Source organism: Paenibacillus sp. FSL R7-0210 (assembly GCF_038009085.1).
Lineage (GTDB): Bacteria > Bacillota > Bacilli > Paenibacillales > Paenibacillaceae > Paenibacillus_AQ > Paenibacillus_AQ silagei.
In genome coordinates, this window is sequence record NZ_JBBPAR010000001.1 from 6,819,505 (window position 1) to 6,844,478 (window position 24,974).

A 24,974-nucleotide genomic window follows, 5' to 3' on the forward strand; every position below is an offset into this window, starting at 1 on the left:
AGGTGAGTCCGACTGATGAAGGCCATATTGATTGACGATGAGAAGCCGGCGCTGCAGCATCTGGAGCGTATGCTCCTGAAGGATGGGCGTCTTACAATCACCGGGAAATTCACCTCGGCACGCCTGGGACTTGCGCATCTGGAACGGGAGAAGGCCGATATTGTATTCCTGGATATCGGGATGCCGGAGATGAACGGGCTGGAAGCAGGTGAATACATTGCCGGTATGGACCGGAACACCCGGATTGTCTATATTACCGCATACAGCGAGTATGCGATCGAAGCCTTTGAACTCAATGCAGCGGATTATTTGCTGAAGCCGGTGACCTCCCAGCGGTTAAGCAAGACCCTTGAGCGGCTGGAAGTCGGCAAGGAGAGCGCTGAAGTGAAGATGCCGCCTACACCGGCGTCTGCGGCGCCTGTCAAGGAGCTGTCAATCCTCTGCTTTCACCGGCTTGAATTCACAGACAGCACGGAGCCGGGGCGCAAAATGCAGTGGAGAACAAGCAAGGCGCAGGAGGTCTTCGCCCTGCTGCTGCATAACCGCGGCCAGTGGATACTCAAGGACACCATTGTGGATCTCGTCTGGCCTGATTTCAAGCCCGAGAAGGCCGTAACGAACCTGCATACCACGGTATACCATATCCGCAAGCTGCTGAAGGCTTGGAATATGGAGGTGCTCGTCGAATTCTCGCAGGAGCGGTACAGGCTGACCAAGGAGCAGGTGCTGCTGGATGTGGAGGAGTTCGAGCTGGGCTATGCCGGTACGCCTGTGGAGTCAGAAGAGGAATGGCTGCGCCGGGAAAAGATACTGAAGCTGTACCGTGGAGACTACCTGCAGGAGCATCATTACGACTGGGCAGAGATCCGGCGCAAGGAGCTGCAGGTCCGGTATATCCGCATGGCACTGCATTCCGCCGAATATGAGCTGTCCTCCGGGCGGCCCCGGCTGGCGCTGGAGCGGCTGCTGGATCTGCAGGCAGCAGATCCTTATTCCGACCAGCTCTGCAGGCTGATTCTGCGAAGTTACGCCGACCTGGGGGATTTCATCGGATTCAGGACACACTACGATAAATACAAGGAGCTCCTGGAGAATGAGCTGGGCATCCGCCCTGACCAAGTCATGGACAGCTGGGTCCAGAAGGTATTGTAAGTCCGTAGCCGGCCACTGCAAAACTGCTTGTTGTCATTATTATTTATATGCTGTGGTATACATATTCAAGGCTGCGGGAATTGAAACGAAAGCGTAATGACAGCGTATCAGAAGCATACGAATATTCAAGAGGAGATGGAGTGGGAATGGATAACGGGTTGAAGGTCATCCTGTTCGAGAAGCTGCCTGAAGGCGACCTGCAAATGATTGAAGAGCGCGTCTGGAGCATGAATATGGTTACAGCGCTGGAGCATGTCAATTATATTGTCGTTGGCGGCCGCGAATTCGAGGCGGTAGAGGGAAGGCTGAATGTGGATGAAGGGAAGCTGGAGCTTCTGCTGGTTCCTATGCGTACAGAAGGTTAAGGATGAATACCAGGAAAGGAGGCCCCAAGTTGGCAAAAGACGAAGATGCTAAAGAACCCGCAATCAGCAGGCTGTTCACGGCGGACGGCAAACCGGTCCGCGTATTATCCACCTCGCTCGGCATTGCGCTGCTGGCTAACGCTTTATTCATTCCGGGAGGCGCAGGCGCAAGCGGCACAGGCGGCGAGGAGCCTAAGCTGGTCTCCTGGTCTACCGAGGAGGTTAAGCAATATTTCGACAAGAATGTAGACTGGAGTATTCCATATCCGGAAGACCAGGAAGAGAAGGTCCAGGAAGGGCAGGGGGCTGTAACCTCCGGCGGCACGACAGTAATTAACAACTACGGCGGGTATAACTCAGGGTTCGGCTGGGATGATGTGCTTCTGTACCACATGCTTTTCAATAGCGGTTCATTCTACTCTTCCAGAGGCTGGTACAATGACCGGCCTACTTATTATGGAGGTACACGCAATACCTATAAGCCGCCCTCCTATAATAGCGGACGATTCCAGAACAAGCCGGTGGCTGGCTCGGTGGTGAAGCCGAAGACCTCAACTTCATCCACCGGCTCCATTACCAGAAGGAATACCTCTTCCAAATCGGGCGGCATCGGCGGTACCTCCAGCGGGCTGGGTTCGAGCAAATCCAAATCCGGCTCCAGTAAAAGCTCGGGCAAAAGCTCGGTGCGCTCCGGCAAGAGCGGGTTCGGAGGATGATCCGGGCGGAGCAGGCATTCGAATATATAGACCAGTCCGGTCTGGAGCGCGCTCCCCGGGTTGAGCGGCTGCATGAGCTGGGCTTCACCTGGGCCGATCTGGAGGACGAGGAATACTGGCTGGATGCGGTGGCTGTGATGCGCAGGGAGACCTATCAGGAATTGAAGGAAGCCGCCGCCGCGCTCTGGGCGATTCTGGATAAGGCCGTGCGTTATGTCCATCTCAGACATGACCTGTACGATCTGCTGGGGATTCCTCCGGTGCTATGGCAGATGCTGGATGACTGTCCATTGCCGGAGCCGGGACTGATCAGCCGGTATGCCCGGTTCGATTTTGCCGTGGCAGGGGATGGCACGATTAAGCTGCTGGAGCTGAATGCGGATACTCCGACCGGCTATGTGGAGGCCTCCATTGCAACGCCGTGGATCTGCGCGGAAGCAGGCGTCGGAAGCGTGAATGCGGCCATGAAGCAGCAGCTTGCCGCAGCCTGGGGCGTGGAGCGCCCCGACACGGTAGCCTGTGTGGATTATGGCAGCCATGAGGAGGACAGCGGAACGATTGAGGCTCTGGCCGCGCATAGCGGACTGGATGTCCGCTGTGTCGATTGCCTGGATTTGTCGATTGATGAGGGTGTGGTCAAGGACGGGGAGAACCGGATCATAGAGCGGATGTTCGCGCTGTATCCGAAGGAGTGGATGGCCGTAGATGAAGGCGGCGAGGCTCTGGCCTATGCCATTGAGAGCGGGAAGCTCCAGCTGTTCAACGGACCGCATAGCATCATCCTCCAGTCCAAAGGGCTGATGGCCGCTGTCTGGGGAATGTATGAGCTTGGCCTGCTGTTCACGGAGCCGGAACGCGAGGCCATCTCCCGGTACATCCTGCCGACGTACAATAAGGCGGTGTTCTCAGAGAGCTTTGTATCCAAATCCGTATTCGGCCGCGAAGGCGGATCTGTTCGGATCTTTGATGACAGCGGCGCGCTTGAGATCGAGGACGAGGAGGGCTACGACAGCAGCCAGCTCTTCCCCGTGGTCTATCAGAAAAGGGCCGAAATGGCCCGGATCATGACGGCGGAAGGTGAGCTGCATCTGCTGACCGGCATGTTCGTCATTAACGGAACGCCCTGCGGGCTGCTTGGCCGGGCCGGCGGGCCGATTACAGGCAATGCCAGTCATTTTATCGCGCTAGGAGTGAGGGGGCTTGAAGATGTTCAAGGATAGAGAGGGGCATGCTGCCGGGCGCAGAGCCCGGGGCACCCTGCTGACTACAGTGCTGCTGCTGGCGGTTATGGTGCTGAGTGCATGCTCAGCGAACAGCGGCAGTGTATTTCATACCGGCACTGATACGTCGGATAGTGTATCGCGTGTACCCTGGGATTACCGGGTGGTGGAGGGCAAGGTTGGCGATCTGGTCGGCAGCGATATGACTATATTGCCGGATAATGAGCTGCTCCCGAACGACGGGAATTATGCTACAGGCGATACCGTCTGGACGCTCCAGTTCATGGATGCCGAGCTGATAACGGACGCTGACCAGAAAAATGAGATCAAGCTGTCCGCCTGGACGACACTTAAGTCTTACGCCGACCAGAAGGCGGCCACAGAGGATCTGGCTAATCTCAAGGTATCCATCACAACGGATGTGGACCTGGTTGGGGTGTACAAGACGGAATACCAGAGCAAGACCAGAAATTTCGCAGTGCTGGAGCTGCCTTCCGGCAACCGGATCAAGCAGCCGATTGACGACAAGCGTTATACCGCGCTGGAGAAGCAGAAGAAAGTCTCAGTGGTGCTGGAGGAAGTACATGATTTCGCCGACTATGATTCGGCCTATGCGAAATTTCGGGGGTGGGCTAAATGACGATCGTAATTAATCTGGTGGTTAGTATTCTGACCATTGTTCTGCTTCAAGTGCTGGGTATGGTGATCTTCGCGCTCATGACTCCATTCAAGGATATGGAGGAGCTGAAAAAGGGAAATATTGCGGTAGGCCTGGCGTTCGGCGGCAAGTTCCTGGCGACGGCGGTCATTCTTGGTGTGGCCGCCTACACCAATACCTCCATCTGGTTCATGATGCTCTGGTTCGCGGTGGGATATGTCTGCCTGATCGCTTCTTACTGGATCTTCGAGCTGTTCACTCCCGGCTTCCGGATTTCAGAGCAGCTGGAGAAGGGGAATGTTGCGGTCGGCGTCATGCTCTGCATGGTGTTCATCGGGACGGCCTTCGCCGTCAGCAGTCTGATTATTTAGGTAGACTCGATTGGCAGGCGGGCGGCGGCTGTGCCCCGCAAGACTCGGCGCAGGCTGCTGCCCGCCGGCTCAATTCACCCGGGAGGCAGGGATGGGCGTTGCATTTTCTAATCCAATTATCCGGCAAGCTGCTTCATCTCAAGAAGAAGTCCATTGCCTTTATTATTCTGGCCTTCATTCTTCTCAGCGCAACCATCGCCTTCCTGCTGGAGCCGGACACGTTTCATAGCTGGTTCAACGCCTTTTATTGGGTGATGACCACCATGGCTACCGTCGGGTATGGCGATTACTTTGCCGCTACCGTCACCGGCAAGGTGTTTACGATTTTCTTATATATCTTTGGCATCGGTCTGCTCAGTCTGGTGATCGGCAAGGTTGTTGAGGCCATGGGCGAGATGCAGCGCAGGAGAGGAGCCGGAACGTTGACCTTTCACGGACAACATCATGTCGTGCTGATTAATTGGAACCGCAAGACACAGGCGGCAGTAGATGAGATTCTGTGTTACGACAGGGAATGCAAAGTGGTCATTATCGATGAGAACGGACGGCATCCGCTGGAAGCCATGGAGCAGGTCCACTTCATCAGCGGCGATGCGGCAAGCGATGACATTCTGCTGAAGGCGAATATCGGGAGTGCCAGAGCAGCGATTGTGTTCAGCGACACCCGGATCGACGAAGCTTCCTTAAGCGACGGCAAGTCGCTGCTGATTGCTTCCAGCATTGAGCGGATTGCCCCGCATGTACATACTACCGTAGAGATTATGCAGGAGAAGAACATTAAGAACTTCAAGCATGTGCAGGTGAACGAGTTCGTGCTCTCCCATGATGCGATCTCCAGACTGGCGGTACGCTCTGCGCTGCAGGAGGGCAATTCTGAGGTGATCACCCAGATGCTCAGCCGCGAGCACGGGGATGATATCTATGAGATTCCCCGCCGCAGCGGCTGGACAACCTATGGGGAGGCCTTTCAGGATCTGCTGCGTCAGGGGGCGACTCTGCTGTCCGACCGGGGCGACCTGGGCATTAACCGCAAGCTTGACCGGCCGATTCCGGCAGACGCCAGACTCTACATCGTCGCCGATGAGGCCACGTACCGGAGGATTAAAGAGAGCTAGAGATAATACCTAAGCATTCATAAGAGCTGTTCCGGTCGTTAAGACCTGGAGCGGCTCTTTTTTTTGGCGGAAAAGGAGAAATATGTGAAGGCGACACATAATGTTCGGACAAACAGTAAATAATGTGACAATAATTACCGTTATATTAGTATGGATCAATTGGTAGTTGTCATTTAAGGATGTGATCGATTGGAAAGCAGATATAGCAAGGCTGCTGTTCTGGGAATGTCGCTGCTCCTGCTAACCTCCTGCGGCGGCAATCAGGCCGGACCGGCGCCATCCTCTCCCGTCTATACTCCGGCGGTCTCTCCCGCAGGGACTACACGGCCGGATGAAGTGCCGCAGCTTGAGCCTACACTGGAACAGCAGGAATTATACCATTTCATAAATACGCAGCTTACAGGACCCGACGGGGTATATACGAATCTGAAGGAGACCTCTGAATCGGCAGAGGTGGCTACCGGTCATGAGATTCTGAGCGAGTCCGCTTCTCTCCTGATGGAGACTGCGGTCCGGACCCGCAATCAGGAGCTGTTCGACCGGCAGTGGAAGACGGCCCGCAGAATCTTCGATATGGAGGGCGGCTTCAGCTACCGCTACAGTCCCAGGCAGCAGAAGCGTTACCCCGTGAATGCAGCGGTGGATGACCTGCGGATGATCGGAGCGCTATATGAGGCGGGGCAGGCATTTAACCAGCCGGAATATACCAGAGAAGCCGATAAATATGGAGAACGTTTCTATAAAAACAACACTAAAAAAGGTTACATTTATGACATCTATGACAATTATTTGAAAATGGTCAACGGATTCGTAACTTTGTGTTATATTGATCTGAGTGTATTGCAGAAATTGTCGATATCTAGCGAATTACAAGAGAATTTGTTGAAGAATATGAGCGGTATTTTGGAGGAAGGATATTTGTCCGATTCTTTTCCATTCTATGAGACCCGCTTCGATTACAAGAGCGGACAGTACAGCTCTGAAGGCATCAACTCGGTAGAATCTCTGCTGACAATTCTTCATCTGGCAGAGATCGGCCGCGAGCGGCCGGCAAGCATCAGCTACATCAAAGCTCAGGTCGCAGCGGGAACCTTGTTCGGACAATATACACGTGAGGGCAAGCCGGCTAATGATATTCGTTCAACAGCGGTCTACGCGCTCGCAGCCATGATTGGAGCTGTGTTGGAGGATGGTGAGCTCTATCAGTCCAGTATGGACCGGATGAATGAATTCAGGGTGACAGATCCTCTGAGTCCGCTATATGGCGGCTTCGGTGATCCTGCCTCCGGGCAGGCCTACTCTTTTGACAACCTGATGGCACTGCTGGCGTACTCCTATAAGGCTCCATAATATAACCAAAAAGGGGAATCGGAATGATAAACAACCTAGAGCTTACATCGACCCGGCCTGGTATCACGTTGGCTGGCTTTCGGATTACTCCGGCCTTTGCCGCCGCGTTCTGCGTGCTGCTGGTGACGGCTATTTCGCTGTTTACTTCCCCTTATATCGGCATGGCGGATAATGGAGACTTTTACCGGATTATCTATAGCAACGGCCTTTATTTCAATGCTCCGGACTATGACAGCCAGTATTTCGGCTATTTTGTGAAGCAGTTCGGAATCTTTCAATATTTCAACGAGAACAGCACGATGGTGGTCTCCTCCCAGTCCCTGTTTATCAAGCTGGCGATCTTCGTCAACAAGCTGTTTTTCAGCCGCGAGGTCTTCGATATCCGCTTCCAGGCTGCAATCTACACCTTGCTGTATGTTGCCGCAGTCTACTTGCTGGTTGAAGCGATCACGCTGAAAATGTCACTTAAGCGGGGGATGGCAGTCGCGGCGCTTGCGGTGTTCATTTTCGGGGATACAGGCTACACCAACTACTTCAGCTCCTTCTTCGGCGAGAGCCTGGTGATGGTGACCATGATTCTGGTGTTCGCCTCCTGGCTGCTGCTGTACCGGAAGAGATACAACGATTATGCCATGCTGGCGATCCTGCTGATCAGTACCCTGATCCTGACCACCTCCAAGCAGCAGAATGCTCCGGTGGGGATGGTGATTTCCCTGCTCTCGATTCCGCTGGTGCTGATCCGCCGGGACAAGCTGTTCCGCTGGGTGACACTGCTGTCGGCCGGTCTGATGATGTTCGCCGGAATTGCAACGTATCTTAATATCTCCAAAGAGTTCGTGAATATTAACCAGTATCATGCGATGACGCGCGGGGTGCTGATGGAATCCAAGAATCCGGAGACCGCGCTCGGTTCCTTCGGGATCAATGAACAGTACGCGATTCTCAAAGAGAATACGTACTATGACCAATACGGGACGGTGGATGTGAAATCCGAGCTGCTGGATAAAAATTTCTACAGCCGTTACGGCTTCGTCTCCATTCTGAAATATTATGCTTCTCACCCGAATGAGCTGGGCTCAATCCTGGATACGGCTGCTGAGAGTGCCTATAAAATTAAGCCGGCGGCTATGGGGAACTATGAGCTGTCCGCAGGCAAGGAGTTCCGGGCACAGAGTCATTTCTTCAGCTTGTACAGCACACTTAAGGAGAAGCTGGCCCCTCGTCCCTTCGCCTTCATTCTTCTCTGGATGGCCGTAACGATAGGGGTCTATATGCCATCGTTCGTCCGGTCCATCCGTACCCGGGATTTCCGGGGGATGCAGCGTCTGCTGGTGATTCTGGCAACGATGCTGGTCGGACTGTCGGGTATCGTAGTCTCCATTATCGGGGCGGGTGACGCGGATATTGCCAAGCATGAATTTTTGTTCACCCTGGCCTTCGACCTGATCATCTTCCAGACGGCTGCGAGCGTAATCGGCCGTGGAATCTCATCACGCAGATCGGTGCCGTCTGCGCCGTCTGCACGGCCGCTCAAGGAATATCCGGCACTGAATAAAGGGGTGGGCATGTGAGACGCAGAGGAATCGTCATTCTGCTGTTCATTGTATTGGCGGGCGATCTGCTGCCGTCTGCCGGTCCGTCATCCGCTGCCGCTTCTCCGGCTCCGGCGCAGCGGATTCTGCTGCTGTTCGACAGTCTGGCGAAGAATTCAGGCCAGCAGGGGAATGTGGCCGAGCTGCAACGGCTGCTTGCCGCCTACAGCGCACAGGTCACGCTGAAGCCTATTTCCTCTTATGAGCCGGGCAGCATGAAGGGCTATTCCGGCGTGATCACTGTGATTAACAATGATGAGCTTGAGATTACGAATCAAGCCTACCTTCAGGAAGCAGCCGGGTATAAGGGGGCTATGCTGCATGTTGGATATAGACCGCCTGCCCGGATGCAGCAGACGCTGCGGCTGAAGACCGGGGTATGGCATAGAGCGGGCGCAAGCCTCTCCATCGGCGGATTCACCGGAATTCCGGTGGAGGTCGAAGGGATGCCTTATATCACCGCTTCGGACGCGGGGCGTTCTTATGGAACGTGGTCCTCATCAGATGCGGGGGCGCAGCTGCCGTTTGCGGTTAGCAGCGGCCGCTCCGCTTACCTGCCTTATCTGAAGCAGGGTGATTTCACAGCCATAGCTGCGGCCTATGTGCTGAAGGATTGGCTGCACTATACCGAACAGCCGCAGATGTATCTGGTCATCAAGGAGATCTATCCCTTCTCAGATCTGAATCTGCTGGAGCAGATGGCAGACCGCCTGTATAGAAGCGGTATTCCCTTCATCGCCAGTGTCCGTCCGGTATTCGCGAATACTGATTTCCCCGCTATGAAGCGGTATCTGGAGGCGCTCAGAGCCGTCCAGTCCCGCAACGGCAGCATCGTGGTCAATGCCCCTGCGGTCAGACCGCCGATTAATTCGAATGACCGGTCCCTGCGCGGGAAGATGAATCAGTTCATTAATGTGCTGGCGGAAGGGGGCGTGGCACCGCTCGGCGTTGCTGCCGAGAGCTACTGGACGTATGACAAGGAGTATTCGGCCGCAGGCATGGGGTTCTTCAACTCGGCGGTGCTCTTCCCGGACGGAGAGACCCATTATATGGAGCAGACAGACACCTCAGCGGCCTTCTCTTCTTCTCTGTACAGTCTGCCCCCGGCGCTGCTGCAGGGAGTTGGCAGAACAGGAAAGGCGATGCCGGAGCTTCCGCTGAATACGGCGGTGACGCTGGACCTGCCGGAGGATGAGCGCGGGCTGGAGGAACTTCTGCAGAATCTGAATGCGGAATGGTATACCTTCGCAGACTATAAGCAGGAGGCGCATACGGTCCGCACGGATAAGCACACTCTTGAATCTGCTGACGGGGTGATCCGCTTGGATGGCAACACACTGGATGTCGATTATACCCCGCAGAAGGTCGCCGTGGATTTCCAGTACAAGGAGAAGCAGGCGACAAGCTTCAACAGACTGTTCAGCGTGCAGAATCAATTCTTCATCATCGTGATCCTGGCTGCGTTGCTCTTGTTCGGCGGCCTGCTCACTATCGGCTACAGAATGTACCGCAGGAAATATTTGAACAAGTAATCCGGGAAAAATATAGCGAGTTTAGGAGAATACTATGACGATCTCAGACGTATTGATGGTGATCGCGGTCATCTGTATCTGGTCCCTGCTGCTGGTGAATGTGATGCTGATTATAGCGGGGTATCTGTACTACATTCAAACGGAAAACGAACCGGTGCCTGAGATTACCGGGGAGCATCCCATGGTGACGATTATGGTTCCTGCTCACAATGAGGGGGTCGTCATCAGCAAAACCGTGGAATCCCTGCTGGCACTGGATTACCCGCATGACCGGTATGAGATTATCGTCATCAATGATAATTCGTCAGACAACAGCGCTGAGCTGCTGGATGCTATCCAGCAGCGGAATCCGCAGCGCAAGCTGATCATTATCAATACGGACGCCGTCACAGGCGGCAAAGGGAAATCCAATGCGCTCAATATCGGCTTCACCCGCAGTAGCGGGGAGCTGATTGCGATCTATGATGCCGACAATACGCCGGAGCGCACGGCGCTGAAATACCTGGTGGCAGAGATTATGAATGATGCCTCCCTGGGGGCGGTTATCGGCAAGTTCAGAACCCGCAACCGGGATGCCAGCCTGCTGACCCGGTTCATTAATATCGAGACTCTGTCCTTCCAGTGGATGGCGCAAGCAGGGCGCTGGAAGCTGTTCAAGCTCTGTACGATCCCGGGAACGAACTTCATTATGCGCCGGACCATTGTCGAGAGTATCGGCGGCTGGGATGTGAAGGCAATTGCCGAGGATACGGAGATCAGCTTCCGCATTTATATGATGGGCTACCGGATCAAGTTCCAGCCGAAGTCGGTCACCTGGGAGCAGGAGCCGCAGACGGTGAAGGTATGGTTCAAGCAGCGGACACGCTGGGCGAAGGGCAATATCTATGTCATTGTGAAGAACCTTCCGCTCCTCATCGACCGGAAGGCGGCGAAGATCCGCTTCGATATTCTGTATTATGTCTCGATCTACTTCCTCCTGCTGATCTCGCTGGTCACCTCGGATATTCTGCTCGTGCTGCATGCCATGGGGTATGTACATACCACCATCGCCGGGCTCAGCAGCTTCCTGTGGCTGCTCGCTATTGTGCTGTTCGTGGTGGGGATCTTCGTTACCCTGACCACAGAGAAGGGTGAGATGAGCCTGTCGAACCTGTGGATCATTCTGCTGATGTACGTCTCGTATTGCCAGCTCTGGATGGTAGTGGCCGCTTACGGGCTGTACAACTATTTCAAAGACGTTATCTTCAAACGGGAAGCCAAGTGGTACAAAACCGAGCGGTACTAGTGCGCCGGAGGTCCAGAAATAAGATGTCAGGAGATACGGAACATGATGAAAAAACAGATCCTAACAGTGCTGCTCTGCCTCTCCCTCTTCCTGGTTCAAATCCCTGCGGCACAGGCGGCGGTGCTTCCCGGTGAAGCGGGAGCAACGTATGAGACGCTGTTCACCAGCGATGTCTCGCTGAGGGGCTCCAGCTCCCAGCAGCAGTTCTTCACAGTCATGGATTACTGGAATGTGGATCAAGTGATGATCAATCTGCAATTCCAGACCTCACAGATCAGTGAGGATAAGCTGTCGAGCGTAACACTGTCGCTGAACGGCATTCCGTTCTATTCCTTCCGGCCGTCCCTGGACAATAACGGGCAGCAGAGCCTGAGTGTAGAGGCGCCCAAAGGCTTCCTGACGAAGGGCAGCAATACACTGCGGATACAAGGGAGCTTAAGAACCACGACGGGCGGCTATGAACTGTGTAATATCGATGATATGCAGGACAGCTGGCTGCATCTGTTCAACACCTCGAACATTGCTGTGAATTATACACCGAAGCCCATTACTGGAGGCATTCAGGATTTCAGTGCCAGATTCTCAGGAATGGATACGGTAAAAAATGAACAAAGCCTGCTCGCCGTGCCGCAGAATGCCAGCGGGGCAGAGCTGGAAAGTGCTACCTACGCCCTCTCGGGATTCGCCAAAGGCAACACGCTGAACGACAGAACCATTCCGCTGCTGCCTTATCGCGAAGATACCGTCAAGGACAAGAGTGCAGTAGTGCTGGTAGCTACGTATGATCATCTGCCGGAACGAATAAAGAAGCTGGTGAGTACGGCGGACGACCTCGGCACCCATGCGGTCATTCAGCTGGTGAACAAGGATTCCCTGCCTACACTGGTGGTGACCTCGAGGGACGAGAGCCTGCTGATCAAGGCCGGACGGCTGATGGCAAGCCGGGAGCTGATGAGCCAGCTCCGCAAGGATCTGAAGGTGGTTACTAATGCTACCGATGTAGTGAACCCTGCGCCGGCCATCAGCTCGAACATTACGTTCACGGAGACAGGGGACAAGCTCACCGGGCCCAACCATCAGGAGCAGACGTATTTCGTCTCTCTCCCGTCCAACCGCTCCATTGCGGATGACGGCAGAATCAGCCTGGATTTCCGGTATGCGGCGAATCTGGACTTCAACCGTTCCCTGGTGACGGTGAGCATCAATAATACGCCCATCGGCAGCAAGAAGCTGACGAAGGAGCTGGCCAACGGTGATGTGCTGAATCTGAATGTGCCGCAGAGTCTGAATATCTCCGGCAACTTCACCGTGACGGTGGCTTTCGATCTGGAGCTTGCGAGCATGCTCTGTACACCGAACAAGGAGGAGATGCCGTGGGCTTATATCAGCAAGGAATCGCTCATGCGCCTGAACACGAAGGACCGCACCGACCTCCTGCTGAGCAATTACCCGTATCCGTTCCTGCGGGACGGCATCTTCAACCGTGTGGCGGTGGTGCTGCCGAAGGAGAGGGATGATTACACCTACCGGAGCCTCGGGAATGTCTTCAATATGCTCGGGCAGTTTGCCGGAGGCAATACCGGTGATGTCCACTTTTACAGCGATAACGCAGCAGCGGATAACCTGAAGGACAACAATATTATTGCGATCGGGAGCTATAAGAATAATAAGGTGATCCGTGACAACAACGGCAAGCTCTTTTTCAAGTATAACAAGGACGGGTCAACCCTCCTCTCCAATGAGAAAATCGCCCTCGACGAGCAGTACGGAGCCGCCATCGGCACGCTCCAGCTCCTGGAATCCCCTTATGAGAGCGGACGCGGCCTGCTTGCGGTCACTGCGGTCAGCTCTGAGAGCTACTTCGTAGTCTCCAAGCTGATCGGGAGCGAGAAGGACAGGTGGAGGGTGTACGGTGACGGCGTTGTGGCGGATAAGGACGGCACGGTGAATGCCTACCGCTTCAAGACGGTCTCCGGCGCTAAGCCGGACTCTCTGGTCTCGCGGGTGATGGAGCGCAGCGATGTACTGGGCTTCGTGACCGCAGCGGTGATGATCGTGACGCTGGTGGTCGTGGCGCTGATTCTGATGCTGCGCAAACATAAGAAGAAACGTGGTGATCAAGCGTGAGACGTAACCGCAGCAGTCTAACCTCGGATCTGGGCTTCCTGGCCTTTCTGGTTCTGATCTTCGCCTGCATCGTATATATCGCGGGCTCACCGGATAACTACGTCCAGAACATTATTATTCTGAATGTATCGTTTATCCTGGCGCTGGTCACGTATTTCACCACGGTCACGGCGGGACTGACGCTGAATCTGGCGTTTGTCTTCGGCTACGGCTTCTTCGTGGTCTATCAGACGGTATCGCAGGGCGCATCGATCGGTGTAGAGACATATTTCTGGCTGATTATGACCCCGCTGCTTACGGTGGTGCTGTGGGTCTTCACCTCAAGCACCCGTGAGCTGCAGGCGGAGAATGAACGGCTGCTGAAGCGCACGAATAATCTGGCTGCGGTGGATGAGAATACGGATCTGCGCAACAGCATTTCTTTTCAAAAGGACGCCAGCCTGTTCACCGGAATCTCGGTCCGTTATAAAATCCCGCTGACGCTGCTTGTGGTGAAGGTGAAGTACTGGAATGAAATCCGCCGCCTGATCCCGGAAGAGCAGCTGTCCGAAGCCATCTATGATGTCTCCCAGCTCAGCCAGTCGAGCATTCGTACCAATGATGCGCTGTATCTGCTGGACAAGGAGGATGCTACCTGGGGCCTTCTGCTCTTCACGGACCGGGAAGGGGCCAAGATTGTCATTGAGCGGATCAAACAGCGGCTGCAGGAACTGAATGACTCGGAGTTCTCCGGCAAGTACAAGGTCACCCTGGGGCTGAAGATCGGTGCAGTGGAATATGCGGCGGACACCATTGAGAATCCGCTGGATTTCATCGTCCAGGCCAAAAAGGAACTGGAATACGATGTATAATGAGTGGGAGCAGGAAGTCCTGCAACCAATCTGACAGGAGGACTGGACGATGGATTTGGGTCTTGAGGGGACAGTCCCTGCTGATCGACGGCGGAATGGTGAAATCCCTCTAGGACAGGCTCTTGACTCAGCGGCTCATTTCACTTATGATAGTATGGCGTGTAAAAATCGGAAGATTTACGCATCTCCCTTTGTCTAACCGGATTTTCAAATAGACCAAGAGATGGCTTCAATAATTCTTCATAAGTTGTATCCGTACGGAAAGGAGGTTACTACAATGAAACAAGGCATACACCCTAAGTTCAACCAGGTTATTTTCTTCGATGCTAGCGTAGGCTACAAATTCCTTAGCTCATCCACCAAATCATCCGGTGAAACTATGGAATGGGAAGACGGCAACTCTTACCCGGTGATCCGTGTAGACTCCAGCTCTGCATCCCACCCGTTCTACACAGGTAAACAAAGAGATACCGAAACTGGCGGCCGCGTTGACAAGTTCAAACAACGTCTCGCTCAGAAGAAATAATGGTATTGCTATAGAGGATATTCCCGCATCCATGCAGATGGTGAAGGAGTATCCTCTTTTGTTTTGTCCGGAACCTTAAGTACCGGTAGTATTTTTTGGCAGAATGATTCATTTGTGCGAAAGAGTAGGATATAATAAGGCAAAGCAATCTCAAAAATAGGAGAAATATGACATGCCGTGGATGCAGGGTTATCCGTTTTACTTGGTAATGGGCAGCGTTCTAAGTCTCTACATGGGCATCGGTTCTTACAAGCACCGTCATACACCAGGAAGATGCTATTTATGGATATTGATGCTGCTGGTCAGCATGATCTTCGCGGCTACGGCCGGAGAGATTCTAACGGATTCCTTCGAGGCGAAGCTATGGTGGAAGAATGTGCAGCAGGGCCCGCTTTTTTTGAGTGCGATCTTCACCTATGCGGTTATTAAAGAGTATGTATCCCGTTCCTCTGAGGGTTTGTCCAAGAGGCTTATTTATTTTTGTATCCCGGTGGCGGTGGATGTGCTGCTGATCTTCACCGACTCTTACCATCATCTGATGCGCAGTGAGGTCGGACTGGCTACGGTGGCCGGTGTTACCGGAATCGTAGTGAAGCCCACGGTGCTCAGCATGATCCTCATCGCGTACGATCAGTTATTCGGACTGTATGCTGTATATCTGCTGGCCATCTCTCTCCTGAATGGGCCTAAGTATTATTTCCGCCATAATGCGCTGCTGTTATTCAGTCTGTTGGTCCCGGTCCTGTCGGTGTTCCTGCTTCCGCTGCTGCAGATTACGATTACAGGCTTCACGGCCTTCACTTACCTGCCGCCCATCGTGGCCGCTTACCTCACCTTGTTCCGCGATCCCAGACTGTCCTTATATCCGCTGGCTAAGAATAAAATCTTCGAGAATATGAAGGACGGCATCGTCCTGACGGACCGCTACGATTACATAATGGATGTCAATGAGGCGGCGGATGCTATGCTCTCCGAGCTGCTGGAGGAGAAGCCGGAGACCTGGATGGGCACAAGCATTCAGCCGCTGCTGAGGCAGCACGGGCAGCTGTCGGCCTGCTATGCGCAGCGGAGGGAGGGACAGTTCGAAATCGAGCCTCCCGGCCGGAGCGGGTCCTGCTATGGGGTTGCGCTCATTGCCACAGAGCAGGTCCGGGCGAAGAGTACGGGAATGCTGCTGGTCTTCAGTGATCTTAGCGAGAAGAAGAGGTATGAGCGGGAGCTGCTGCATCAGGCCACGGTGGATGATCTGACCGGGCTGTACAACCGCAGGCATTTCATGAGGCTGGTGCAGAGTTACTCCGCACAGATCGGCGCGGGCATGGCCTTGCTGCTGTTTGACATTGATGATTTCAAATTAATTAATGATACATACGGACACATGGCCGGTGATCAGGCACTGGTGGATTTGTCGGGCAAGATTATGCAGGTATATCATGACAAAGGAATTGCCGGGCGCGTAGGCGGCGAAGAGTTCGCCGTCTGCTTCTTCGCCGGCAGCGAAGCCGCGGCCTTGAAGGAGGCGGAGAGCTTCCGCACCGCTATGGGCGAGCACATCGTGGAGCTGGACGGGGGGCATCACATCCAGCTTACGGTGAGCATCGGCATCGCTTTTACGGATCAGGCAGATGTGACCTTCGAGGACCTGTACCGCGAGGCGGACGAGGCGCTGTACCTGTCCAAGGCCACGGGGAAGAACCGGGTAACCTTAGGCCGTGAGCCTATGGTGCGTCAGGCGGCTAAGGGGTAGGCGTCAGCTTCAGGACCGCGCTGCTGCGGTCATAATGCATCGCTACGCCTAGCTCGGAGCATAGCGCATCCAGCGGAACCATGACCTTTCCGTTCCGCAGCTCCGGCGGAGTTCCGGTTAGGAGAACCTTCTTCCCGTTCACGGTCAGGATCATCGGCGGCTCGAATTGCTTCAGCTGCTGGATGGACAGCGCCGGGGGAAGTGTCCGGTTCCCTTCATTAATCCGTGGAGCGTTCAGTGTGGTTCTGGAGCTCAGGCCCAGCCCGATATTGAATTTCAGACGGATGCCGAGTGAATCGCAGATTTCCAGCAGCTTATCGTTATAGGAACCGTAAGGGAAAGCGATAGCCGAATCCGTATTGCCCAATTCTTCTTTCAGCCTGCGCTCTGCATGAGCCAGGTCCCCGGTTACTCTTCTGTAGTATTCTTCATTCAGTTCATTCCGGTTCTCATCATGAATGTACAGCAGGGAGCTTGCCGCCGGGCGGGTGCCGCCCTCTGCATCGACCACTGCATAATAATGCAAATTATACGTATGATTATAAAAGCCCATTCCGGCGCGCTTCATCTCCCGCATCTGCTCCCAGGTCAGCTTGGGTACCTGACGCTTACTAGTGTTGTCTACATCAGAGACAATGATGAAGTTCACGGCGGTGTAGCCGTACTTTTGCAGAATGGGAAAAGCCAGCTTGTAAAAGCTCTCATAGCCGTCATCGAACGTCAATAGAACTGCATTATCGGGAACCGGCGCGCGGTCCAGCATGAATTCGCGGTATTGCTTCATCGTAATGACATGGAAGCCTTCCTGCTTCAGGAGCTGCATCTGCTCATCGAACTGTACGGCGGGTAATACGCCGGGATAGAGCGTTAACGGCGTTTCCGCCAGATGGTGATACATGAGTACCGCCACATGATCCTTATAGTACACACCCTTGGGGAGCGGAGCCTCCTTTTCCCAGCCAATACGCGCATTAAGAATACGTTCAGCGAGGTCTTTATCTACCATCAGCTTATGATCTGCTGTCAGTGCATAGGCATTTGTCTTGAATTCGACTCCACCAAGGCCGGTAATGCTCAGCTTGGGCATCGCTTTATGTCTAAAAGGCACAGGCAGGAAGACTACCAGCAGCAACAGGATGAGGATATAACGTGTTTGTGGTTTGTGCAGGTTCAGTTTCAATGTCCGATTCTCCCCATCTCCCGAATATTAAGATAATAATAAACCTATAACGTCTGCCAAGACAAAAATGTGACAGGATCTTAACTAAGCGGTGTGGTTTTTGTAAGGTCTGTGGTGGTAATTAGAAATATAGTAATATCAATATATTAACAATTTGCCGATTAGCAGATACTGGGGGGCGGCTATGGAGGATTTCAGAGATCGGATGAGGGCTGTGCAGCAGCAGCAGGACGGGCTTTTGAAGGAATACCAGTCTTTGATTGAAGAATACGAGAGCAGTGATCTTGTCCGCGAGAATGAAGTGTTAAGACGGGAAAATGGGGCAAACAGGCAGAGCCTGGCGGAGCTGAAGGCGCAGGCTGCGAGGCTTGAGCGCGACAACTCGGAGCTGCGGACTGCGCTGGCGGAGCAGATTCTGGATGAGAAGCTGGGCATTCTGCGGGTATCGCGTCAGAAGCTGCAGACTTATTTTGCCTCACGGGATCATGCGTATCTCGACCGGCTGACGTCCTTCGAGCAGGATGCCAAGCGGCGGATAGAGGAGATGTACAATATCGGGGCCCGCGAGCTGGGCCAGGAGAAGAATCAGATCACTTATATTCTGGATGAGGTGCAGGCGAAGCTGAATGAGAGTATCCTGCTGCGCAGGCAATGGCAGCGGGAAGCAGAGCGTTCGCTCAGGGGGACGATGGACAGCGGTCTGGATGATTTGGCTGCTGAAGGGGTTGACGAGGAGACCCTGCTGCGCCGCCGCAAGCAGAACCGGATCGAAATGAAGATTGGCCTGAATTGGATCAACCGCCTGGGGATTCTGCTGCTGATCCTGGCAGTGGGCGCCGGGTTCAGATATACCTACTCCACCTGGTTCAATGATTATATGAAGGGCAGTGCCTTCTTCCTGCTGGGGGCAGTCATGCTGGCGGGCGGGGAGTGGCTGTTCCGCAAGGGGCGGGGAGCCTTCGCACTGGGTTTGATTGGCGGCGGGGTGTCGGTGCTGTACGGCTCGATATTTTACAGTTATTTTCTGCTGGAGATTATCGGGTTATGGGCCGGGATCGGCCTGTCGGTGCTGGTCACGCTATCCGCTGTGCTGCTGTCGCTGCGCTATGAGTCACGGACGATCTGTTCCATGGGGCTTGTAGGGGGTTATCTGCCGCTCTTCTCTTATATGGGAGCCTTCGGGCTGGAGGGCAGTGCAGTGTATGTGGCAATGGGGTATCTGTTTGTGCTGAACCTGCTGATTCTGCTGATCTCTCTGCGCAAGCGCTGGGTGGTGGTCAATTACATTAGCTTCCTGTTCAACACGCCGTCTATCCTGGTGCTGATTTATCTGGCAGACAGCTACGCTGCGGGCATTCTCTGCACTGTGCTGACCTTCGCCATGTATCTGGGGATTACACTCTGGTATCCGTTCAAGTTCAAGACGAAGCTTACCTGGCTGGACTTCGGCCTGCTGGGCTGTAACACGCTCGTTAGCTGCATGACACTGTATCTTCTGTTCCTGAATGCCGGGCTGGATGATTTCACAGGCGCGCTGGCGCTGGCCTTCTGCCTGATGTATCTGGGGCTTGGCGTGCTGCTGGAGAAGCAGATGCCGCAGGAACGCGAGAGCCGTCTGCTGTTCTATGTCACCTCACTGACCTTCGCCATTCTGATGATTCCGTTCCAGCTGGGAGCGGCCTGGTGGTCCATCGGCTGGCTGGTGGAAGGTGTGGCGCTTACGGTCTACGGACATCTGTACCGCTTCAAAATGGTAGAACGTGCAGGCTGGGGCATCCTTTCCCTCTGTCTGCTAACCTTCTTCGGATTCGACGTTCTGCTGCAGCTCTCGGATTATAATGCGGTAATCTACTACACGAACTCTTATTTCGATTTGAAGTATACATTTATTACCTCGGGCATGGTGATTGTAGCCTTATTGTATGCCATCCGTTATTCGAATCAGGAGACGCTGCTCCGCAGCACACCTGCGGAGGTGCAGGCTACCGTCTGGTTCAAATATGCGGCTATCGTCAATTTCTACGGGTATGTGGTGTATGAAGCATTGCGCCTGTATGACTGGATGGTGCCGGGGGATATGGCGCACCATGCCTTTTACAAGCTGCTGCTGGCAGGTCTGCTTACCTCTGGACTCGCTTATGCGCTGCCGAAGGTGAACGTTCTGTATGACAAGGTGGTCGGCATCATGGTACTGGTGCTGCACGGGATCGCCTATGCGGTCTGTATCGGCATCACGTTCGGTCTGCCCAGTCTTCCGGAAGGATGGTCCGGCAGCACTGCCGCAGATGTTGTGGCGCTGGGTCTGCTTGTTCTGTTCAATGTGTTCGTGTGGTTCAGCAGTGCAAGGCTGCTGCGGACAACGCTGCTGCGCGATTACAAGAATATAGAGCTGTACCCGGTAGCTATGGGCATCTATCTTCTGGTGATGGTTACGGCGTTCCTGGGGGTGCAGATGCAGGTGCGTGACGGCGGGCTGGCCTTCAGTCTGCTCTATCTGCTGCTGGCTGTGTTGTTCATTATGTATGGCTTCTGGAAAAGATACCTCTATATCCGCCGCTTCGGACTGGCGCTATCCCTGCTGGCAACTGGCAAGCTGCTGCTCTATGACTTGACCCTGCTGAACACCGGCAGCAAGATCATCGCGTACTTCAGCTTCGGACTCTGCCTGCTGGGAATATCCTACCTCTACCAGCGGATATCGGTCAGAATGGAGGAAGCTTATGCACTCGAAGAGAAAGACAGGACAGAGAGCTAGAGTGGCGGCTGTGCTGCTCGCTGTATTGGGCGGACTCTTGCTGGGTCCCGCCGCTTTCCCGGCGCACAGTGCAGCAGCGGCATCCGGCGAAGCGGAGAAGACGGGCGGCGGGCAATGGAAGTTCTCACGTGAAATCTCCGTCCCGGAGGCGGTTCCGTACTATGAATTGTATCTGGATGAAGCGGTGTACCGCTCGGCGGCAGAGGACTTGCGCGATCTGCGTATACAGGACAGCACCGGCGCTCCGGTTCCCTATTATATGGAGAGCGGAGCAGAGAAGGTGGAGGAGCATAGTGCGGTCTACTCCTCAGCTCTGATCCACAAGGCAGTGAAAGGGACGGATACTCTGTTGGATTATCAGATTAAGCCGCTTGCCGAGCATGTCGATATTCAGGGGAACCGATTGGTGTTCGAATTGCCCGCAGAATCCTTCCTGAAGCATGTGGAGGTGTGGGGCGGCTATGACGGGCAGGCCTGGGAGCAGCTCGGCACTGGGGATCTGTATGCCACGAACGGGTTAAGTGCGGATAGCATTACGCTGGAGCGCAGCTACAAGTTCGGCTATTACCGGCTTGTAGTGAAGAACAACCCGGAGGGGCTGGAGTTCCCCGGCCTGACGCTGGTGGACAGCAGCCGGGAGTGGAGCACGGCTGCATTCATGCGGCAGAAGACACCGCAGACGGAGATTACGCAGGTGGAGAACCGTACCGAGATCATAATAAGCAACACGGACCGGCTGAAGATTGGGAAGGTGATGCTCGGCAGCACCGGGAATTTCCTGCGGCGCTATGAGTTGTATGACAGCGCCGGGAGCAAGCTCCCGGTCACCGGAAGCGGGGAGCTGTACCGGCTGGATTTCAAGGATACCCGGATCTCCAGGACGGAGATTCAGCCGGTTACGCCAGCCTCTTCTGATTCTCTGCGGGTGGTTATCTACAATCTGGACGATGCCCCCATCTCCATCACGGACCTTAAGATCGAATATCTGGTAGACCGGCTTGTATTTGCGGGAGGGGAGAAGACGCCGTATTCCTTGCGCTATGGCAACACGCTGGCAACCGCTCCGCAGTATGATATTATTAATTTCAAAGACCGGATAAGCGGGGAGAAGCTTGTGCAGGCTGCGCTTGGCGCAGAGACCCGGGTACCGGTAACGGCAGCAGAGCCGCCCGGCACAAGCTGGTGGCTTCAGGGCCGCTGGGGCTTCAATGCCATTATTATTGCGGTCTCGCTATTGCTTATTCTTATCGTAGCCCGCAAGCTGGGCCAGGCGAAATAGGAGATGCGGCATAAGTCCGCAGAAAGAAGGATTACTGCATGACCCTGATTACCATTTGCGTTATACTGCTCCTGCTTATTGCTGCTGCGTATCTTATCATGACTGTCTATCCGGCGTTCGGGCGCAGGGCCGGGGAGCAGGAGAGGGCCCGTAACCTCGGCTCCGCCCATTACAGCAAGGGCAAATTTGCTTATCCGCAGACTGCGGAACTGAGCGGTGACAAGGCTGGAAGCAGCGGACTCTCCATTCTGAAGGACTTCATTAAGGGTAACCCCCACTCCAGACCTGCCGAGCCTCTTCAGCCGCAGCCGCTGTTGCCGTCCTCTATAGGAGCAGGACGCGACACCCGGGTTACCTGGTTCGGGCATTCAGCGGTGCTGCTGGAGATGGACGGCTTGACCCTGTTCCTCGACCCTATGTTGGGCCGTGCCCCGTCCCCGTTTCCGTTCATCGGCGGCCGCCGCTACAGCAAGCAGCTTCCGCTGGAGGCTGCCCTCCTGCCGCAGCTGGATGCGGTTCTGCTCTCCCATGATCATTATGATCATCTGGACTATGGAACCATCCGCCAGCTGAAGGATAAGGTAGGACTGTTCATTGTACCGCTGGGTGTCGGCGCTCATCTGCGCCGCTGGGGGGTGGCCGCAGATAAGATCCGCGAGCAGGACTGGGGAGATACGCTTACCTATGAGGGGATAACCTTCACCTGCGCTCCGGCGCGGCATTTCTCGGGGCGGAGTCTGCTGGACCGCAACACCACGCTGTGGTGCTCCTGGATTATTCAAGGGGAGAAGACCAAGGTCTTCTTCAGCGGAGACAGCGGGTATGGTCCGCATTTTGCCGAGATCGGACGTACCCATGGACCCTTCGATCTTACGCTGATGGAATGCGGCCAATATGATCCGCGCTGGGCGGATATCCATATGCTGCCGGAACAGACTGTCGAGGCGCACATCGATGTGCAGGGAGGTCTGCTGATTCCCATCCATTGGGGCGCATTCACCCTGTCGATGCATGACTGGACTGATCCGGCAGAACGGATCTCGGCTGCTGCGGCGCTGAGAGGGGTACGGCTGGCCACGCCGAGAATCGGGGAGACTGTAACCGCGGGGGCCGCCGGATATCCGGTTCTTCCCTGGTGGAGATGAGGCTGCCCGCCTGAAGGGGACTTGTGGTACAATCAGGGTTCATATATACCAAGGAGCTGACGAACGAAGATGAGCAATGAAGTGAACGAGCAGGAACTGGTGGAGGTATTGTCTGCACAGACGAAGGTGGACCCGGCCGTTATCCGGCTGGTGCTGAAGCATGAGCAGACGTTCATTAATAAGGCCAAGGCCAATGCCAAAGGCGAGGTTGATATCGATAATGATGATCTGGTTGACTATGTGACTGCGCAGCGCGATGTGAAGCTGGACGAGCTGACGGTGGAGACCATTCTGGATGCGGAAATGGATTACCTGATGGACAAGGGACTGGCCGGATATATCGACTGAAGCCTTAGCCGGTGGTGCGCGGCTGATCCCCCAAAGCCGTGCCCCTGGCAAAGGTTCTCTAAAATTTAAAATTTATTTTTGTTTTATTGGCAGTAACCCTTTGCATTTGGGAAAATAGTGTGCTACAATGAAGTTAATCATAAATTTAACCCTTAATTCACATATTGTAAAAGGTTAGCATTTGTGTATGAAGCCTTTTCCAATGTGTGAATTTTTATTTGTTCGTACAATACGTAGGAATAAAAGGACATGTGTTAAATAAACTTTGGAGGTAATATCATGCAAACAGGTACAGTAAAATGGTTCAACGCAGACAAAGGTTTCGGTTTTATCGAGGTTGAAGGCGGAAGCGACGTATTCGTACACTTCTCCGCAATCACTGGCGAAGGCTTCAAGTCTTTGGACGAAGGCCAACGCGTTGAGTTCAACGTAACTCAAGGCGCTCGTGGACCACAGGCTGAGAACGTTGTAAAACTGTAATTCCACAAATAAGCTGCCCTTAACACCAGTTGAGGGTAGTTTTTTTTATGACCATGTAGTAGAGAACAAGCTTCCGTTCTGCCATAACAGTCCGTTGGACGCACTAACCAAGCTATTAGGAGGGGTACTTATGTATTTTCGTAAAAAAGCAATGGTAGATCTTCCACAGGAAGAGACGGCTATCTGGTCCTGCACCAAGGAAGAATGCACCGGATGGATACGCGACAACTTTGCCTTTCAACATGTGCCTACCTGCTGGCAATGTAATTCGCCCATGACCCGGAGCATGAAGATGCTGCCTACGCTCGTTAATAAGAATTTGGACGCGAAGGCTATTAAGAAGAGTGTGACTATCCACTAAGGCTGTCGCTCTTTGACCGGTTTATACGAAATTAGAGGAGAGTAACCCTATACCGCTGTCCGTTTCTTGCCCGCAATGGGCTATTTTTTTTGGATTTTTACCTCTATATATAAAAGGCATTTAAAGTTTGAACTCGAAGCTTGGTCGTCACTGCGGTGAACATTTGGACTTCCGGCCGCTGTTGTCACCAGATTTCTTGATTTTAACCGCTAATCGCGGTGGAAATCCGGTGACAAAGGCGGACGCTATCGCTCCTACAGTTCCAAATTTCCCCTCCGTTTCTTTTTGCTTTTCGTTAATTTCTTTAGTACCTCTTTTATAAAACGGTACTATCCATGAAAAAGACGGCAAAGCCATTCTTAAACGCCGGCGAATCAGCGGGTTGACAATAATGGATAATACAGGGATGATGTAGCTATGAGAAAATATTTTCTGCTCCTGACGCTCCTTGCGGTTGCCTTGAATGCAGCGGGGATTTTTTATCATAAGCCTATGCTTAACATTATCGCGATTGGTCTGATTCTGATCTTGATTCCGCTGGATATTTATCTGGAGCCAACCCGCCGCAAGGTGATAAGCTACTGCATCGGCGCGGTATTGCTGGCTCTGCTGTGGGCGGCCCTGCATTTCGAATGGATCACTCCGTTAATGTTCATCTAAGTAGTCTTCTGTGTAAGCCCTTAGGGCAGCTCCTCGAACCGGGAGAACTGTGCTAAGGGTTTTTTGTTGCTGGTATCCTTGGGGACTTCGTAGCCGTCTCTCCACTGCGGGCAATGATTTATCTTGACAAAACTCCCGGGGTTTGGAGAATAGAGTTGG

The 24,974-nt window shown here is 53.9% G+C and carries 23 protein-coding genes; 22 read left to right on the forward strand and 1 reads right to left on the reverse strand.

Annotated elements, in window-relative coordinates; genetic code table 11:
• Positions 1-15 precede the first annotated feature (15 nt).
• The 15 genes from MKY64_RS29045 to MKY64_RS29115 all read left to right on the forward strand — a co-directional run bounded on the left by MKY64_RS29045 (position 16) and on the right by MKY64_RS29115 (position 16,607).
• On the forward strand, positions 16-1,152 hold the full coding sequence (locus MKY64_RS29045) for a response regulator (RefSeq protein WP_036722741.1): 1,137 nt from the start codon (positions 16-18) through the stop codon (positions 1,150-1,152).
• 146 nt (positions 1,153-1,298) lie between these two features.
• On the forward strand, positions 1,299-1,517 hold the full coding sequence (locus MKY64_RS29050) for a hypothetical protein (RefSeq protein ID WP_036691939.1): 219 nt from the start codon (positions 1,299-1,301) through the stop codon (positions 1,515-1,517).
• Between the two features lie 29 nt (positions 1,518-1,546).
• Positions 1,547-2,233, forward strand: a complete 687-nt coding sequence (locus MKY64_RS29055) for a hypothetical protein (RefSeq protein WP_340957323.1) — start codon at positions 1,547-1,549, stop codon at positions 2,231-2,233.
• Entirely contained in the window at positions 2,230-3,453 is a 1,224-nt protein-coding gene (locus MKY64_RS29060; protein ID WP_340957325.1) for a glutathionylspermidine synthase family protein, read from the forward strand. The genes MKY64_RS29055 and MKY64_RS29060 overlap by 4 nt, the downstream gene beginning before the upstream one ends.
• Positions 3,440-4,093 carry a hypothetical protein gene (locus MKY64_RS29065; protein ID WP_209868705.1) on the forward strand — a complete coding sequence of 218 codons (654 nt, stop codon included), beginning with the start codon at positions 3,440-3,442 and terminating at the stop codon, positions 4,091-4,093. The genes MKY64_RS29060 and MKY64_RS29065 overlap by 14 nt, the downstream gene beginning before the upstream one ends.
• A complete protein-coding gene (locus MKY64_RS29070; RefSeq protein WP_036722734.1) occupies positions 4,090-4,482 on the forward strand; it encodes a DUF350 domain-containing protein in 393 nt (130 codons plus the stop codon). The genes MKY64_RS29065 and MKY64_RS29070 overlap by 4 nt, the downstream gene beginning before the upstream one ends.
• Before the next feature lie 98 nt (positions 4,483-4,580).
• A complete protein-coding gene (locus MKY64_RS29075; protein ID WP_340957327.1) occupies positions 4,581-5,597 on the forward strand; it encodes an ion channel in 1,017 nt (338 codons plus the stop codon).
• A gap of 189 nt (positions 5,598-5,786) precedes the next feature.
• Positions 5,787-6,947, forward strand: coding sequence for a hypothetical protein (locus tag MKY64_RS29080; RefSeq protein WP_340957328.1), 1,161 nt, complete (start codon positions 5,787-5,789; stop codon positions 6,945-6,947).
• A gap of 23 nt (positions 6,948-6,970) precedes the next feature.
• Positions 6,971-8,518 (forward strand): glycan biosynthesis hexose transferase WsfD, encoded by a 1,548-nt coding sequence (gene wsfD, locus MKY64_RS29085; RefSeq protein ID WP_340957331.1) that lies wholly within the window; start codon positions 6,971-6,973, stop codon positions 8,516-8,518.
• Entirely contained in the window at positions 8,515-10,071 is a 1,557-nt protein-coding gene (locus tag MKY64_RS29090) for a hypothetical protein (RefSeq protein ID WP_340957334.1), read from the forward strand. The genes wsfD and MKY64_RS29090 overlap by 4 nt, the downstream gene beginning before the upstream one ends.
• A 34-nt stretch (positions 10,072-10,105) precedes the next feature.
• Positions 10,106-11,356, forward strand: a complete 1,251-nt coding sequence (locus MKY64_RS29095) for a glycosyltransferase family 2 protein (protein ID WP_036722729.1) — start codon at positions 10,106-10,108, stop codon at positions 11,354-11,356.
• Between the two features lie 42 nt (positions 11,357-11,398).
• Positions 11,399-13,483, forward strand: a complete 2,085-nt coding sequence (locus tag MKY64_RS29100) for a cellulose biosynthesis cyclic di-GMP-binding regulatory protein BcsB (protein WP_340957338.1) — start codon at positions 11,399-11,401, stop codon at positions 13,481-13,483.
• On the forward strand, positions 13,480-14,334 hold the full coding sequence (locus tag MKY64_RS29105; RefSeq protein WP_076081509.1) for a diguanylate cyclase domain-containing protein: 855 nt from the start codon (positions 13,480-13,482) through the stop codon (positions 14,332-14,334). The genes MKY64_RS29100 and MKY64_RS29105 overlap by 4 nt, the downstream gene beginning before the upstream one ends.
• Positions 14,335-14,611: 277 nt before the next feature.
• Entirely contained in the window at positions 14,612-14,860 is a 249-nt protein-coding gene (locus tag MKY64_RS29110; RefSeq protein WP_036722727.1) for a type B 50S ribosomal protein L31, read from the forward strand.
• Positions 14,861-15,032: 172 nt separating this feature from the next.
• Entirely contained in the window at positions 15,033-16,607 is a 1,575-nt protein-coding gene (locus tag MKY64_RS29115; protein WP_036722726.1) for a sensor domain-containing diguanylate cyclase, read from the forward strand.
• Here MKY64_RS29115 and MKY64_RS29120 read toward each other — a convergent pair.
• Complete coding sequence (locus MKY64_RS29120; protein ID WP_340957340.1) at positions 16,597-17,787, reverse strand: polysaccharide deacetylase family protein; 1,191 nt, start codon at positions 17,785-17,787, stop codon at positions 16,597-16,599. The genes MKY64_RS29115 and MKY64_RS29120 overlap by 11 nt on opposite strands.
• A gap of 184 nt (positions 17,788-17,971) precedes the next feature.
• On the opposite strand from MKY64_RS29120, the gene MKY64_RS29125 reads away from it, so the two are divergent.
• The 7 genes from MKY64_RS29125 to MKY64_RS29155 all read left to right on the forward strand — a co-directional run bounded on the left by MKY64_RS29125 (position 17,972) and on the right by MKY64_RS29155 (position 24,815).
• The gene (locus MKY64_RS29125) at positions 17,972-20,542 is read left to right on the forward strand and encodes a DUF2339 domain-containing protein (RefSeq protein WP_340957343.1); all 2,571 of its coding nucleotides are present in this window, start codon (positions 17,972-17,974) and stop codon (positions 20,540-20,542) included.
• The gene (locus MKY64_RS29130) at positions 20,508-21,821 is read left to right on the forward strand and encodes a DUF3999 family protein (protein WP_340957345.1); all 1,314 of its coding nucleotides are present in this window, start codon (positions 20,508-20,510) and stop codon (positions 21,819-21,821) included. Before MKY64_RS29125 ends, MKY64_RS29130 begins: the two co-directional genes overlap by 35 nt.
• 38 nt (positions 21,822-21,859) lie before the next feature.
• Entirely contained in the window at positions 21,860-22,966 is a 1,107-nt protein-coding gene (locus MKY64_RS29135; protein ID WP_209868685.1) for an MBL fold metallo-hydrolase, read from the forward strand.
• A gap of 69 nt (positions 22,967-23,035) precedes the next feature.
• Positions 23,036-23,314: a hypothetical protein gene (locus tag MKY64_RS29140; RefSeq protein ID WP_036722720.1), complete on the forward strand. Its 279-nt coding sequence runs from the start codon at positions 23,036-23,038 to the stop codon at positions 23,312-23,314.
• A 279-nt stretch (positions 23,315-23,593) separates the two neighbouring features.
• Positions 23,594-23,794: a cold-shock protein gene (locus MKY64_RS29145; protein WP_036722718.1), complete on the forward strand. Its 201-nt coding sequence runs from the start codon at positions 23,594-23,596 to the stop codon at positions 23,792-23,794.
• Positions 23,795-23,924: 130 nt separating this feature from the next.
• Complete coding sequence (locus tag MKY64_RS29150) at positions 23,925-24,155, forward strand: cold-shock protein (RefSeq protein ID WP_036722714.1); 231 nt, start codon at positions 23,925-23,927, stop codon at positions 24,153-24,155.
• A gap of 417 nt (positions 24,156-24,572) precedes the next feature.
• Positions 24,573-24,815, forward strand: coding sequence for a hypothetical protein (locus MKY64_RS29155; RefSeq protein ID WP_209868683.1), 243 nt, complete (start codon positions 24,573-24,575; stop codon positions 24,813-24,815).
• Positions 24,816-24,974: the final 159 nt, after the last annotated feature.

Bases quoted from the DNA above. Each gene is read 5' to 3' on its own strand.
- MKY64_RS29065 (WP_209868705.1), top strand. From the start codon at position 3,440: ATGTTCAAGGATAGAGAGGGGCATGCTGCCGGGCGCAGAGCCCGGGGC.
- MKY64_RS29060 (WP_340957325.1), top strand. From the start codon at position 2,230: ATGATCCGGGCGGAGCAGGCATTCGAATATATAGACCAGTCCGGTCTG.
- MKY64_RS29145 (WP_036722718.1), top strand. From the start codon at position 23,594: ATGCAAACAGGTACAGTAAAATGGTTCAACGCAGACAAAGGTTTCGGT.
- MKY64_RS29050 (WP_036691939.1), top strand. From the start codon at position 1,299: ATGGATAACGGGTTGAAGGTCATCCTGTTCGAGAAGCTGCCTGAAGGC.
- MKY64_RS29135 (WP_209868685.1), top strand. From the start codon at position 21,860: ATGACCCTGATTACCATTTGCGTTATACTGCTCCTGCTTATTGCTGCT.
- MKY64_RS29130 (WP_340957345.1), top strand. From the start codon at position 20,508: ATGCACTCGAAGAGAAAGACAGGACAGAGAGCTAGAGTGGCGGCTGTG.
- MKY64_RS29100 (WP_340957338.1), top strand. From the start codon at position 11,399: ATGATGAAAAAACAGATCCTAACAGTGCTGCTCTGCCTCTCCCTCTTC.
- wsfD (WP_340957331.1), top strand. From the start codon at position 6,971: ATGATAAACAACCTAGAGCTTACATCGACCCGGCCTGGTATCACGTTG.
- MKY64_RS29125 (WP_340957343.1), top strand. From the start codon at position 17,972: ATGGAGGATTTCAGAGATCGGATGAGGGCTGTGCAGCAGCAGCAGGAC.
- MKY64_RS29095 (WP_036722729.1), top strand. From the start codon at position 10,106: ATGACGATCTCAGACGTATTGATGGTGATCGCGGTCATCTGTATCTGG.
- MKY64_RS29070 (WP_036722734.1), top strand. From the start codon at position 4,090: ATGACGATCGTAATTAATCTGGTGGTTAGTATTCTGACCATTGTTCTG.
- MKY64_RS29115 (WP_036722726.1), top strand. From the start codon at position 15,033: ATGCCGTGGATGCAGGGTTATCCGTTTTACTTGGTAATGGGCAGCGTT.
- MKY64_RS29150 (WP_036722714.1), top strand. From the start codon at position 23,925: ATGTATTTTCGTAAAAAAGCAATGGTAGATCTTCCACAGGAAGAGACG.
- MKY64_RS29110 (WP_036722727.1), top strand. From the start codon at position 14,612: ATGAAACAAGGCATACACCCTAAGTTCAACCAGGTTATTTTCTTCGAT.
- MKY64_RS29140 (WP_036722720.1), top strand. From the start codon at position 23,036: ATGAGCAATGAAGTGAACGAGCAGGAACTGGTGGAGGTATTGTCTGCA.
- MKY64_RS29045 (WP_036722741.1), top strand. From the start codon at position 16: ATGAAGGCCATATTGATTGACGATGAGAAGCCGGCGCTGCAGCATCTG.
- MKY64_RS29155 (WP_209868683.1), top strand. From the start codon at position 24,573: ATGAGAAAATATTTTCTGCTCCTGACGCTCCTTGCGGTTGCCTTGAAT.